Below are 13,860 nucleotides of genomic sequence, written 5' to 3'. Positions count from 1 at the left end.
CATCATAATTCCTAGTTATCCTTACTTTTCTTTCTAGCATCATTAAACAATTAACATAAAACGTCAACAAATAACACTTTACTAAAATTAACGCCTGTATATTAATCAAAATTCAGAGATTGAAGTGTAGCTCTCTAATAAACAACTACCTTTCACTAAAAAAGCGATAAACTGGAACTATTCCAAAACAACGCTCTTCATTGACAATATTCAACTTGTATTTTGGAATTTCTACTACAAGGTCTTCATCAGCAATGGCACCAAGGCAGAATCCGAGTGCTAGGTCTCATGCTTTATTGTTTATGTCACCGTGGCGGAGTATTTGTCTAGTAGCTATCAAAGACGCACCTTTATCAACCATCTCACTGCACAAAGATAGACGGATATAAAGGCGCATTAACGCTACACGTCTTGATTGTGACCTTTAAACTGAATAAGGCGCCCTGATTGCTTTTCTTCTTGGAAGTCGCAACTCGTTAACCTAAACATGAGTACCCAATCCGAGAGACACTCGGTGTCATGAATATCTCCTGGAAGGTAGGTAGTCACGTTAGATGGTTGCATAACATTGGCTCCGCGGCTCACGAGCGTGCTATAACCATCTGGGCTAGTTATTTGTTTATAAGTCGTCACCCTCATTTCACCGCTATGCAAAGCGTAAAACACCCAGCCTGCACCATGATTGTGCGGCACTCTGTACAAGCCCTTTTTTTCAAAATGTGCCAGTAAAATAAAGCCATGCTTAGCATCGCGATGTAGCTCTTGGCTTTGTGGTTTCTCTGCGAACAAACGCGCTAACCACGGCTCCTGTACAGAAGTGTGAGTCAATTTTTGTAACTGTGTGCGGGTATGCTCTACTGTGTAAGAGTCAAGCCCTCGCCAATGTTTTTGAATGTCACTGATAACGCCATCTAGTGTATTTTTCATCATAGTTTACCTCGTTGTAACGAATTAAAATGACACTGCTCTAGAGTGTCTCGATGTGCTTCTTTTTGCTGGTGAATTTGTGTATGAATTGCAAGCTCAATAAACCAAGCAGCACAAAAAGGGCACCGTAATAAATTAGGTTTACCCCATTAACCAATTGCTTAGGACTGGCTCCCATTTGTTGTGAAAGGCCAGTGATACATGAAAATAGACTGCTACTGAGTGTCGCTCCCACCATCAAGCCCAAGTTCTTGGATAAACTTAAGGTGCTGGAAAGTAAACCTTGATTGTCGGCGTCCACATTGAGCATAACTTGCGTGTTGTTCGCAGACGTAAAAGTGGCGTAACCTGATCCAATAATAACCAACCCAATGATGTAGCCAGTCACACCGTCTTCAACCGATATTTGCGTCATCCAAACTGCGCCCAAAGAGATCACGGTAACACCGATGAGTACCAACTTATCTAAATTGGCTATGCTGGATAACTTACCCGATAAAAAAGCGAATACAGCAACTGTGACGGGGCTTGCGACCATCACAAAACCCACTTCGACGATGGATAACTGCAATGCAAGCGTCAGATAAAATGGACCTATGATAAGAGAAATCATCACCACGTTAGAGATAAGAAAATTTGCAATCAGGCTGACCTTCAAGGCTGGCTTGTTTAACGTGCTCGTATGAAACAATGGTTGCTTGGCCTGCCTTAGTTCGATTTTATTTGCTGGTAGTGAATGAAAGGCACATAATAAAATCACTGCGGCAATTGGAATGTTGATTAAAAACACACTTTGCCATTGGCAACATTCAATGAGGAAACTCGCTAAGACAGGGCCAGCTCCCGTCCCTAATGCTGACATGCTGCCAATCAAACCGATGACCATACCCTCATTGCGCTTTTCAAATACCTTGCTTGCAATCACCATGTTTACCACGACTAACATGGCACCTCCAACGCCTTGAACGGCTCTGGAAAAGGTCAGAAGGTATATGCTTTTCGTCAAACCTAGCGCAATTGAGGCACCAGAAAATATGAGTAGCCCAGTGACGAATACCAGCTTTTGGCCTTTAATATCAATGAGTTTTCCAGCGATGATTAAGGTTGAAGTGAGACTCAGCATATAAGCTATGGTGAGCCACTGAACCTGTGAAAATGATACTGCTAGCTGAGCTGCAAGAATTGGTAATGTGAGATTAACACTGCTAATGGCCATTGAAGGCAGCAATGCGGATAAAGCCAAAGCGACCAGAATAGCCCGATGTGATGTGATATCTGGATGCTTAGCATTTGGTTGATCAAGCTGTTTCATAGGGAGATTATTGAAGTTACATGCCATGAAACCTATACTAAGACTTCAAGTCGACTTGAGGTCAACAGCTATGAGCACACAGTCTGAATTAGATATCCAACAGGTATCATTACGCTCAGGATTACCGTCTTCTACAATTCGTTATTACGAAGAAAAAGGGCTGATCAAACCGCTTGGTCGTAAAGGCCTAACGCGTATATTCAATGCCAATGTTCTAGAAAAACTATCGGTAATTTCATTAGGGCAGTTCGCAGGTTTTTCGCTGGACGAAATACGTGTATTACTTGAGTCGGGTACAGCCTCTGAGATTGACCGCTCACGACTGATTGAAAAGTCTGAGGAAATTGAGCGGAGCATTAAGTTGTTAAGCGTAATCAGTGATACCTTACAACATGTGGCCCATTGTCCCGAGCACAATCAATTTGATTGCGCTAAGTTTCAAAACTTATTAAAAAAGGCCACGCGATTACAGCATAAAGGCGTGAAGAAAATGAAGTTCAAATAAAAATGAGCATATAAAGTTAACCTATCTCAGGCCAATCCAGTTTGAGTGTAATAAATTTATATTAAGATTTAATCCAGCCCATCACAACAAAAGTAACCCCCTTTGCTATCCAAATATCAGCCTATATCATTTTATAAATCATCGTTGCTGAGTGCCTCGACATACAAAAAAGCCACAGCGTTCACTGTGGCTTTCTACTTTAAATAGCGCGAAGCAATTAATGCTCTTCGTTTACTATATTCAAATTATACTTTGGAATTTCAACGACTAAGTCTTCATCGGCGATAACAGCTTGGCACCCTAGGCGAGACTCAGCTTCGAGGCCCCATGCTTTGTCTAGCATATCGTCTTCAAGTTCATCACTTTCGTCAAGTGAGTCGAAGCCTTCACGTACAATCACGTGACAAGTAGTGCATGCACATGATTTCTCACACGCGTGAGGAATACTGATACCATTTTTCAGTGCCGCGTCTAATACCGTTTGTCCTTTTGGTGCTTCAATTGCAGCACCTTCAGGGCAAAGCTCTTCATGGGGTAAAAAGATGATTTGTGGCATATTACACCTCGTCTACAGACTGCCCTTGCAGTGCTTTCTTAATTGATACATCCATACGACGTGAAGCAAATTCGCTGCTGGCAGCGTCTACTTTCTCGATGGCATTTTTAATTTCGTCTGGTGATTGAGCCTGTTCACGAGCAATCGCTAACATGGTCATTTGTTCACGCAGTTGTGCCAGCTCCTGCTCGTTCAACAACTCGCTATCTGTGGCAAGTGATGCTTCCAACGCTTCCAATACTCGTAGCGCTTCTACTTGCTGCTCTTTGAGCATGCGCGCCTGCATATCGTCTTTTGCGTTGCTCATTGAATCTTTGAGCATTTGTGCCACTTGGTCATCCGATAAACCAAATGATGGCTTCACTTGAATCTCAGCTTGAACGCCCGTTGATTTTTCCATCGCAGAAACACTTAGCAATCCATCCGCATCCACTTTAAAGGTCACGCGAATATGGGCAGCACCGGCGGCCATCGGAGGAATACCTTTGAGGCTGAACTTAGCCAATGAACGGCAATCATCTACCAACTCTCGCTCACCTTGTAGTACGTGTAAAGACATGGCCGTTTGCCCATCTTTGAAGGTGGTAAATTCTTGCGCTCTGGCAACCGGAATGGTGGTATTTCTTGGAATGATTTTCTCAACCAAGCCGCCCATGGTTTCTAAGCCTAGAGACAGCGGTAACACATCCAACAGCAACATGTCCGAGTCTGGCTTGTTACCCACTAAAATGTCAGCTTGAATTGCGGCACCAATAGCAACTACTCTGTCAGGGTCAATCGATGTAAGAGGCTGTTTTTCAAAAAATGCTTCAACTTGCTCACGAACGACAGGCATACGGGTCGAACCACCCACCATCACCACTTGTAAGATGTCTTCATGACTTACATCAGCATCTTTCACTGCCCTGCGACATGCACGTAAGGTTTTTTTCACCAGCGGCATCACCAATTCTGCAAACTCAGCTCGGGTGATAGTAACCGTGTGGCTTTGCTCACGCAGCTCAAGCTTAACATTGACGGTTTCGTAGCTGCTCAGCGCTTCTTTACAGGCTTTCGCTTTATTGATGAACAAACGTAATTCGTTGGCATTTAAATCATTAATGCCAGTTTGAGACTTGAATACATTAACTAGTACAGAGTCAAAATCATCACCACCTAAGCTTGAGTCGCCACCCGTAGCAAGTACTTCAAACACGCCCTGATTTAGCCGTAAAATTGAAATATCAAACGTCCCACCACCTAGGTCATACACGGCGATAACACCTTCCTGACCCGAGTCTAAGCCATAGGCAACCGCAGCCGCTGTAGGCTCGTTTAGCAAACGTAATACTTTCAAACCAGCAAGCTCTGCGGCATCTTTGGTGCTTTGACGCTGTGCATCATCAAAATAGGCTGGTACGGTGATCACGGCACCTTGTAGTTCATCCCCTGCAAAGCTAGCTTCCGCTCTAGCGCGTAAGCTTTTTAAGATTTCAGCAGAAGCTTGAACAGGGCTTACCGGGCCTGCCACTGTGTTGATTGCCAAACCATTGTCTGTTTGCACAAACTCGTAAGGCAACTGACCGTAACTTTGTTCTATTTCTTGCTGGGTTTTACCCAAAAAGCGTTTTACTGAGATGAGGGTGTTAGTGGGATCTTGGGCTGAAGTTTGTTGTGCTTGAACACCGACCTCTGTGCCCTGCGCCTGATAACGCACTACCGAAGGTAGCATCACAGAACCGTCAAAATCGGCCAGTGTTTTGGCCTCACCACTTTGCACGGTAGCAACCAATGAGTTGGTTGTGCCCAAGTCGATACCTACAGCCAATTTATGTTCGTGTGGTGCCGCGCTCTGCCCCGGCTCAGCGATTTGCAATAATGCCATAATGCTCTTTCACTTTTGCGACCGCTCGTTAAGGGCGGTCTGGAGAATTAATCAAATAAACTGTCTTCGATACGCGCCAGTTCGTCACGTAGCTTATATACAAATTTGAGTTTACGGATGTTGTCGGCGGCTTGCTCTAAGTCTTGTTGGTTGTCACTGCTTAACTGCGCTGCCAACTGCTGACTAAATTGTACATCAAGCACTTTAATTTGCTGCTCAAACTGCTCAATTGCGGCCTCAACATCGTTGCTGTTAGGCAACTCTTCCAATGCCTCACGCAGCTCCATTTGCTGCATTAGAAACATGGGGTCTTGCAATGTTTGTTGCTCGGCGCGAATATCTACACCGCGTTCGCTGAGCATGTACTCCGCGCGCTTGACTGGGTGCTTGAGCACCGCCAATGCGTCATTGATCTCCGCCGTTTTTTGCACGGCGAGCAGCTTCTCTCGTTCACTTTTTCCTGCAAAGCGGTCTGGATGAACAACTCGCTGTAACTCAAGGTAATGCTGATTTATCTTTTTAAGATCAACATTATAATCGACTGGAATATCAAAAAGCTCAAAATAGCGCATGTCTTTTATAAACCCTAAGTGTGCGCACAATGCGCATTGCAAATATACGACAAAGCCCCACCAAGGCAGGGCTTTGAGATCAGGCTAAGCGGCGCTTAAACCGTAAAGCTCTCGCCACAGCCACATTCGTCTTTCTGATTAGGGTTGTTAAATTTAAACCCTTCATTAAGACCTTCTTTAGTGTAATCAAGCTCAGTGCCGTCGATGTAAACCAGACTCTTGGCATCAACAATGATTTTTACATCTTTGTCTTCAAAAACCTCATCGCCTTCATCAAGTTCATCAACAAACTCAAGTACATATGCAAGACCTGAACAGCCCGTGGTTTTAATGCCAACACGCAAGCCTACGCCTTTGCCACGATTGCTCAAAAAAGCCTGAACTCGGTTTGCCGCCGCGTCTGTCAATGTCACTGCCATATTTATCTACTCTTACTTCGCTTGTTTACTTTTATAATCTGCAATTGCTGCTTGAATTGCGTCTTCTGCTAAAATTGAGCAGTGGATTTTAACCGGTGGCAATTCTAGCTCAGCACTAATATCGGTGTTTTTGATGCTAGCCGCTTCGTCAAGGGTTTTACCCTTAACCCACTCTGTTACCAAAGATGATGACGCAATCGCACTACCACAGCCGTAAGTTTTAAACTTAGCGTCTTCGATAATACCTTGATCTGAAACTTTAATTTGTAGCTTCATTACGTCACCACAAGCAGGTGCACCCACCATACCTGTTGCAACACTTGGATCGCTTTTATCAAGTGACCCGACGTTACGTGGGTTTTCCACGTGATCTATTACTTTTTCACTGTACGCCATAACTCTTTCCTCACTATGTGCTCATAGCGCCTGGCTACAAGCAAAAACTTGCTTAATGATGTGCCCATTCAACGCTATCTAGGTCAATGCCTTCTTGATGCATTTCCCAAAGCGGCGACATTTCACGTAATCGACCGATTGACTCTTTAATCAAGTTGACGGTGTAGTCGATATCTTCTTCTGTTGTGAAACGACCAATGCTAAAACGAATCGAGCTGTGTGCCAGTTCATCGTTACGCCCCAAAGCACGTAACACATACGACGGTTCCAAACTTGCTGACGTACAAGCTGACCCCGAAGATACGGCGATGTCTTTTACCGCCATGAGTAGTGATTCACCTTCAACAAAGTTAAAGCTGATATTCACAATACCTGGTACTGACTGATCAATCGCACCGTTGAAATACACTTCATCCATCGTCATTACGCCATCAATTAAGCGTTTACGAAGTGCACTGATGTGCGCGTGATCTTTTTCAAAATCTTCTTTAGCGATACGAAACGCAGCGCCCATGCCAACTAACTGATGCGTTGCTAAAGTACCAGAACGCATACCACGTTCATGACCACCGCCGTGCATTTGTGCTTCTAAGCGCGCACGAGGTTTACGACGAACATACAAGGCACCAACGCCTTTAGGACCATAAACTTTGTGGCCAGAGAACGACATGAAATCAACTTTAAGCGCTTGCAGGTCGATTTTTACTTTACCCGCGCTTTGTGCGCCATCAACGTGGAACATGATCTTGCGCTCACGGCACATTTCACCGATAGTGGCGATATCTTGGACCACACCCAGCTCGTTGTTCACGTGCATAACGCTCACTAAAATAGTGTCATCACGCATTGTAGCTTCTAGCTTTTTCAAATCTAATAGACCGTTATCTTCAACGTCCATATACGTCACTTCAAAGCCCTGACGCTCAAGTTCACGACAAGTATCTAGTACCGCTTTGTGCTCGGTTTTAACCGTAATAATGTGCTTGCCTTTCTTTTTGTAGAAGTGCGCAGCACCTTTGATAGCTAGGTTGTTTGATTCAGTAGCACCTGAAGTAAAAACAATTTCACGTGGGTCCGCGTTAATTAAATCAGCGATATCATTACGCGCCTGATCAACCAACTCTTCAGCCTGCCAACCGAAACGGTGTGAGCGTGAAGCTGGGTTACCAAAGTTGCCATCCATTGTCAGGCATTGCATCATTTCGTCTGCAACGCGCTGATCAACCGGAGTGGTTGCTGCATAATCTAGATAAATCGGTAATTTCATTTGTTTCTCCGCTTGACGTCAACCTACAGTTGACAGCTCACTTGAATATTGTCTAATTGCTTCATCGCACTGTTGACGCTTTTATCTTGACGCGATGCAACCGCACGCACCTCTGAATTTGCGACTAACTCGGCAAGGGAAATATTGTTTAAAAACTCTTCGATGCGCACGCTTAAATCCGACCACAGGGTATGTGTTAAACAACGCATCCCACTTTGGCAGCCGCCCCCTTCTCCATGGCAACGTGTTGCGTCAACAGATTCATCAACCGCACTTATCACGTCACCTACAGAAATACTTTGCACATCACGACCAAGTAGATAGCCGCCTCCCGGACCACGAACAGAACTGACGAGGCCATGTTTACGCAGTCGGGCAAATAATTGTTCAAGGTAAGATAATGATATCTCCTGGCGTTCGGAAATATCAGCCAATGGGACTGGGCCAACTTCACCATGCAAAGCAACGTCTAACATTGCTGTTACTGCATACCTGCCTTTCGATGTCAGTTTCATGGAAGCCCCCTAGCTAGTTTACCAAGCCGCAAATTTTAATTACCTGACTAAGATAGTCAAGTATTACTCATCAGTATTGCGACTAAAGTTGACGAATACTTGAGTAAATTAGTCAACTACTAGGTCCATTGTAATTACCTGAGTAATTTAGTCAAGTATTATTGTTGTTCGGCAGAACGTGCTAAAGCGGGTTTATTTCGCTGTTCGCACGTTCATGGGTGAGCGCTGTTTACTCAGGTTTTTGGCGGGTAGATTTATTGATAGAGGTTAAAATACCACGCAGGATATTCAACTCTTGATCCTCTGGTCTGGCACGATTGAATAAGCGTTTAAGCTTGGTCATTACCATGCCTGGATGCTGCTTAATGATAAACCCAGTTTCATTCAATGTGCTCTCTAGGTGCTCGTAAAACAGCGCCATTTGTTGGGCACTTGGGTATACCGCGTCATCTTCCTCTGGCTGCTTTTCCTGACAGTCTAAAAACGCCATACGCGTCTCATAAGTCAGTGTTTGTACCGCCATTGCTAAGTTTAATGAACTGTATTGTGGATTCGCAGGAATACACACATGGTAGTTGCACAGTTGCAGTTCTTCATTGGTTAAGCCGCTATTTTCACGACCAAACACCAAAGCTACTGGGCCTGTTTCAGATCCGCTTACCAACTTTTGCGCACACTCACGCGGCTCCACCATCGGCCATGATAATGTGCGAGAACGCGCACTCGTGCCAATGGTTAATGCACACTCTTCAATAGCCTCTGACAGCTCGCTGACAACCGTCGCATTGCCTAAAACATCCGTTGCTCCCGCAGCCAAAGCACTGGCATGGCTGTCTACCTCACAAGCAGGGTCAACCAAATAGAGTTTAGATAGCCCCATTGTCTTCATTGCACGTGCGACAGAGCCAATGTTGCCTGAATGAGATGTGTTGACTAACACAATACGAATGTCTTCTAATGCCATTGATAAACCAGTCTTCAAAAAATAATGGCGAAGTTTATCACAGCATCAAGCTGGCACCATAGTAAAAAGCACATCAATCTAATTCCTTTTCCAGAACAGCACAGTACAAAAAAACAGCAACTTTATTTGCAATCGGTTATTTACTTTGTGACAAAAATCGCTAGAATACGCCGGCTCTATATGAATATGTTCTTTTACAACCCAAAGGTAATGCTATGCATCCAATGTTAAACATTGCGGTACGCGCTGCGCGTAATGCAGGTAAAGTGATCTTACGTGCATGTGAAGATTTATCAAAAGTCGAAGCTCAACAAAAAGGCAGCAATGACTTTGTTACAAACGTAGACAAAGACGCAGAAGCCGTCATCCGCGATACTATCCTAAAAGCCTATCCTGATCATTCAATCGTGGGTGAAGAATTAGGTATCACTGAAGGCAAAGATGCAGATTACCAATGGGTTATCGATCCTCTTGATGGGACAACTAACTTCATCAAAGGCATTCCTCATTTTGCCGTTTCTATTGCATTAAAAGTGAAAGGCCGCGTTGAGCAGGCTGTGATTTATGATCCGATTCGCAGCGAGTTGTTCACCGCATCTCGTGGTCAAGGTGCCCAGTTAAACTCAAAGCGTATCCGTGTAACTAAAAGCACTGAAATCGCAGGTTCAGTCCTTGCAACTGGTTTCCCATTTAAGCAAAAACACCACCTTGATGCTTACACAGAAGCATTTAAAGCGTTGTTTATACACACTGCGGATATCCGTCGTGCCGGGTCAGCTGCGCTTGATATGGCGTATGTTGCGGCAGGTCGTATGGACGGTTTCTTTGAAATTGGTCTTAAGCCTTGGGATACAGCAGCCGGCGAGTTGCTAGTAAAAGAAGCGGGCGGCATGGTAATGGACTTTGCCGGTGGCGCAAGCTACAACCAAAGTGGCAACGTGATCTGTGGCGCACCAAAACTTTGCCAGCTGATGGTTAAAGAGATTCGCCCAGTATTAACGGAATCATTGCTACGTTAATACCCATGCAGTACACCTAAACAAAAAAGGAGCTTATGCTCCTTTTTTGTTGCCTGTTGTATAGCGGTTCTATTGCGACTTACCTTGATTTAAAGCCCACTTAGACTCGTCTTGGTCGCGTTTTTCTGGCGGTCGAAAATACGGGTTTTGCAACATCAGCACTTTGGTGTCTTTATCAAAAGGTAGCTGAGCAAGCATCTTGGCAAAGTAGCGTTCAAACAGCGCGTCAAACTCTCCTGTCGCTTGTAGTTTTGCCAGCCCTTGAGTTAATGCATTGGCAAGCTGTGGCTTATCTTTATTGACGAAAAAATAAAATGCACTGGGGTATTGCAAATAAAGAGTGGGTAAGATCACCAAGTTGTCACCCGTTTGTGTGGCCAACTCAGCGCCAACCTCAATAAACGAACGAGGAAAATAATCTAGACGACCCCGAGACACCATCGCAAACATCGCCTGATAGTTCGCCATAGGCCTAACGTGTAAATGGTTGTGACCGAGAATCTTTGTATCAGGCCAGTCATGTCCTTGCACGGCGGTCAGTTTGGCTAACTGTTGCAGTGAGTCAATATCCTCAAATTGCGACAGTTGCATCTTGTTGATCAGTAACGCACGCTTGCCAATAAAGCCTTTAAACAGGGGCACCGGTATTGCCGTTGCCAATTGCTCTCGCTCAGGACTGGTCATACTCCAATGTAAATCAACATCACCTTGGCTCAAAGCCAATAAAGTGCGCTGCTGATGAGGATGCACTTTGACATGCTCTATTTGCGCTGTAAAGCCAGCGGCTTTAAGCGACATCTCTAATAATTCGTACAAGTACAAGTCTCTATCGTACAAAGTACGTTGCTCTTTGGCGACATAAATGGTTTCTGCCGCAACTAATGAACCAGCCCAACTACACAATAGGCACAGCAATACGAGTCTACGCATATCTGTGTTCCAAACTTGTTTTTGTTAACGCTACACCGAGCTGAGCTTTTACTCAAGCTTTTATACCGAGATTCTAACCACTCAGATTATGCTGAGCATTCGGCCTGATCCTTTGCAACTTTTACGACTGATACACTTGGACGACGTCGATTACATACAAACAAGTAACTGTTTCGATACCGCTTAGCTTCTTTTTTAGCATCCGTCGCCAACGCCGCTACCTGATGACTGTTTTTACAGCTTTCTAAATCAGGCCTGACTAAACCGATGGATAGCGTCAGCAAGGGCACAAATTGCTTTTGCCCTTCTCGATTGGTGGCCCAGTAGCCTCCTGACTTAACATGTTCGGGTGTAAAAAAAGCCTTTGACTGTTGCTCAAAGTCATTGATGATTTGATGGCAAAGTTGCTCGGCATCGTTGGCATCAAACACCACCATAAAGTCATCACCGCCGATATGTCCGACAAAACACGGACTTTGTTCACACGCTTTTACCGTCACATCAGCGAGCAATTTGATCACGCTATCGCCACTTGCGTAACCATACAAGTCATTAAATTGCTTAAAGTGGTTTAAATCGATATATGCCAACGAAAAGTCAGATTGCTTGCGCAGGCGCGTTTCAATTGCTTCATTTATTGCTACATTACCTGGCAACATAGTGAGTGGGTTAGCGTGCTGAGCATGACGGATTTTTTCTTCCGTGATGTGCTTGAGAATATCTCTAAGCGGCGCAAGTCCTAAGTAGCAACCATCTCGAGTGATAATGATATGGCGACGAATATCAAATTCCTGCTCGGTTATTTGCTGACTCACTTGATCCAATAGGGCATTTTCATCGACGATCAGCGGCTGCTTATCCATTAGCTCCATCACTGATTTTTTCGCATATAATGCATGTCCATATGGCGCGGCAAATACTTCTGTCAGTTGATCACGGTGCAATAATCCTATCGGCTCTCTGTTATCGTTCACGACCGCTAAGCTCATCAGCTTTTTATCCGACTCAAAGCTTTTGTGGGCATCTTTACATTGTGTGCACTGGTGAATGGCATTTTGTGTCATGGCTAGCCAGCCAATCGCCATTGATTGCTCTGTCGTATTCATTTTCGGCGTCAAGTTTAGGGCCGACCACTGACTGGCCTCAAGTTCAATCGTAGGTTCACTCTGGGGGTAGGCCAGTAAATATCCTTGAGCGTTCACAATGCCTAGCTTTTCAAGCAATGATAATTCTTCAACCCGCTCTATCCCTTCAGCGATCACCGATGTTCCAGTAGCTTTTGCAAGCTCAATAATGGATTTTAAAAACTCTCTTTTAACAATACTTTGGTCACAATAGTCAATAAAGTACCTGTCGACTTTGACATATTCAGGGCAAAGCTCTGACCATTGCTTTAAGCCTGAATAGCCAGCGCCCAAATCATCAATCGCAATATTAAAGCCAAGCTGTCGATAGTGCTCGATGGTTTTTAATAATAAAAAACCATCATCTACCTTGTCTTGCTCCGTTACTTCAATCACCACCCTATTCGCAGCCAATCCGTGTTTTTGTACTAAGTGGCGCGTTTCTCCGCGCGGGTGGCTTGGGTCAAGTAGCGTGCTTGGGCTCACATTCAAAAACAACTTGCCAGGTAATTGTAGCGAGACAAACCGCTCTATCGCCTTTTCTCGACATAGTAACTCTAACTCAGACAGCTTGTTATGAACCCCTGCGGCGCTAAACAATTGCTCAGGCATTTCTAAGCAATCTACACCTCGACTTAGTGCTTCGAATCCTAGTATGTCTTGTTTGCTAATATCATAAATGGGCTGAAATAAAGTATTAACAGTGCCGTGTTTTAATATGTTTTCTAATACTCGCTTTTCTAGCTCTGCTGCTTCATTCACGCCTGTAACCAACGAACAATTGACCAAACAATAGGCCAGCAAATTAGCAAGGTTTTATGACATTTTTGTGGCAAAAATGGGAATTGTCCCGATTATCATTGGTCGAATTTCAACAATAAACACCTTGAACATGTCGCCAGCGCCCAGCACGGCTTGGCTGTGTAAAAATAGCTTGTCGTAAAACAAGTGAGTGAATTTTATTCACGCTACGTGGCATTTTTATTTCATGAAAATCACAAATTGAATACCGTTATCACAGTGCATATTTTGTTACTTGGGTAAGCCCTGTATTTACTTGGCAATAAAATTGTCGTAGCATTTGCGATGATTCATTTTTTGGTTTTGTTATGTTCAAATCACTTTCAAGCATCTTAGTTACGCTCACAATGCTGATTGCCTTCACTGGGCAAGCCTTGGCGTATGCTGTTATGCCTTGTGATATGTCATTAGATAACCACACCTCAATGATGACTATGGATCACAGCGCAGACATGATGACCAGCAACATGGACCACAGTAATATGTCCAGCGCAGTGGATTGCTGCGATACCGATTGCACCTGCCCTGCCAACGCCTGTACGTCAATTCATTACCTAAATACCGCATTGCTAACAACCCCTGCGATTTATTGGTCTGAAGCAATCAATCATGCGCTTCCTGAGGCACCTCACGCCATTACCAGCTCTCTCTATCGTCCACCGATTTTTGCCTAATATGGGGTAAGTGCG

Annotated in this window: 15 protein-coding genes; 3 read left to right on the top strand and 12 right to left on the bottom strand. The window is 44.3% G+C overall.

From position 1 onward, the window contains the following. Positions 1–402 precede the first annotated feature (402 nt). Both L1070_RS17075 and L1070_RS17070 read right to left on the bottom strand, forming a co-directional pair. Positions 403–930 carry a hypothetical protein gene (locus L1070_RS17075; protein WP_237126465.1) on the bottom strand — a complete coding sequence of 176 codons (528 nt, stop codon included), beginning with the start codon at positions 928–930 and terminating at the stop codon, positions 403–405. 37 nt (positions 931–967) lie between these two features. Next, positions 968–2,239, bottom strand: coding sequence for an MFS transporter (locus L1070_RS17070; RefSeq protein ID WP_237126464.1), 1,272 nt, complete (start codon positions 2,237–2,239; stop codon positions 968–970). 70 nt (positions 2,240–2,309) lie between these two features. Here L1070_RS17070 and L1070_RS17065 point away from each other — a divergent pair, with 70 nt between their 5' ends. Further along, a complete protein-coding gene (locus L1070_RS17065; RefSeq protein WP_070983412.1) occupies positions 2,310–2,744 on the top strand; it encodes a helix-turn-helix domain-containing protein in 435 nt (144 codons plus the stop codon). A gap of 217 nt (positions 2,745–2,961) precedes the next feature. Here the strand turns inward: L1070_RS17065 and fdx are convergent, their stop codons facing one another. The 8 genes from fdx to trmJ form a co-directional block, all read right to left on the bottom strand. Next, on the bottom strand, positions 2,962–3,300 hold the full coding sequence (gene fdx, locus L1070_RS17060) for an ISC system 2Fe-2S type ferredoxin (RefSeq protein WP_070983411.1): 339 nt from the start codon (positions 3,298–3,300) through the stop codon (positions 2,962–2,964). Between the two features lies 1 nt (position 3,301). Further along, the gene (gene hscA / locus L1070_RS17055) at positions 3,302–5,164 is read right to left on the bottom strand and encodes a Fe-S protein assembly chaperone HscA (RefSeq protein ID WP_237126463.1); all 1,863 of its coding nucleotides are present in this window, start codon (positions 5,162–5,164) and stop codon (positions 3,302–3,304) included. Between the two features lie 47 nt (positions 5,165–5,211). Continuing rightward, positions 5,212–5,736: a co-chaperone HscB gene (gene hscB / locus L1070_RS17050; protein ID WP_070983409.1), complete on the bottom strand. Its 525-nt coding sequence runs from the start codon at positions 5,734–5,736 to the stop codon at positions 5,212–5,214. Positions 5,737–5,831: 95 nt separating this feature from the next. Continuing rightward, positions 5,832–6,155 carry an iron-sulfur cluster assembly protein IscA gene (gene iscA, locus L1070_RS17045; RefSeq protein WP_237126462.1) on the bottom strand — a complete coding sequence of 108 codons (324 nt, stop codon included), beginning with the start codon at positions 6,153–6,155 and terminating at the stop codon, positions 5,832–5,834. Positions 6,156–6,167: 12 nt separating this feature from the next. Beyond that, on the bottom strand, positions 6,168–6,551 hold the full coding sequence (gene iscU / locus L1070_RS17040; protein WP_070983407.1) for a Fe-S cluster assembly scaffold IscU: 384 nt from the start codon (positions 6,549–6,551) through the stop codon (positions 6,168–6,170). 52 nt (positions 6,552–6,603) lie between these two features. After that, on the bottom strand, positions 6,604–7,818 hold the full coding sequence (locus L1070_RS17035) for an IscS subfamily cysteine desulfurase (RefSeq protein WP_070983406.1): 1,215 nt from the start codon (positions 7,816–7,818) through the stop codon (positions 6,604–6,606). Between the two features lie 23 nt (positions 7,819–7,841). Then, the gene (gene iscR, locus L1070_RS17030) at positions 7,842–8,333 is read right to left on the bottom strand and encodes a Fe-S cluster assembly transcriptional regulator IscR (RefSeq protein WP_070983405.1); all 492 of its coding nucleotides are present in this window, start codon (positions 8,331–8,333) and stop codon (positions 7,842–7,844) included. A 229-nt stretch (positions 8,334–8,562) separates the two neighbouring features. Continuing rightward, on the bottom strand, positions 8,563–9,297 hold the full coding sequence (trmJ, locus tag L1070_RS17025; protein WP_237126461.1) for a tRNA (cytosine(32)/uridine(32)-2'-O)-methyltransferase TrmJ: 735 nt from the start codon (positions 9,295–9,297) through the stop codon (positions 8,563–8,565). A 215-nt stretch (positions 9,298–9,512) separates the two neighbouring features. Here trmJ and suhB point away from each other — a divergent pair, with 215 nt between their 5' ends. Continuing rightward, complete coding sequence (gene suhB, locus L1070_RS17020; protein WP_070983403.1) at positions 9,513–10,316, top strand: inositol-1-monophosphatase; 804 nt, start codon at positions 9,513–9,515, stop codon at positions 10,314–10,316. Positions 10,317–10,385: 69 nt separating this feature from the next. Here suhB and L1070_RS17015 read toward each other — a convergent pair whose 3' ends face one another. Both L1070_RS17015 and L1070_RS17010 read right to left on the bottom strand, forming a co-directional pair. After that, on the bottom strand, positions 10,386–11,246 hold the full coding sequence (locus L1070_RS17015) for a transporter substrate-binding domain-containing protein (protein ID WP_237126460.1): 861 nt from the start codon (positions 11,244–11,246) through the stop codon (positions 10,386–10,388). An 86-nt stretch (positions 11,247–11,332) separates the two neighbouring features. Beyond that, positions 11,333–13,132, bottom strand: a complete 1,800-nt coding sequence (locus L1070_RS17010) for an EAL domain-containing protein (protein ID WP_237126459.1) — start codon at positions 13,130–13,132, stop codon at positions 11,333–11,335. A gap of 347 nt (positions 13,133–13,479) precedes the next feature. Between L1070_RS17010 and L1070_RS17005 the strand changes: the two genes are divergently transcribed. Next, positions 13,480–13,845: a hypothetical protein gene (locus L1070_RS17005; RefSeq protein WP_237126458.1), complete on the top strand. Its 366-nt coding sequence runs from the start codon at positions 13,480–13,482 to the stop codon at positions 13,843–13,845. Positions 13,846–13,860: the final 15 nt, after the last annotated feature.

Origin of the sequence: Pseudoalteromonas sp. MMG022, from assembly GCF_021654245.1 — a bacterium.
Lineage (GTDB): Bacteria > Pseudomonadota > Gammaproteobacteria > Enterobacterales > Alteromonadaceae > Pseudoalteromonas > Pseudoalteromonas amylolytica.
Note: the sequence above shows the minus strand (reverse complement) of the source record. Positions and strands in the feature narration are given on the sequence as shown.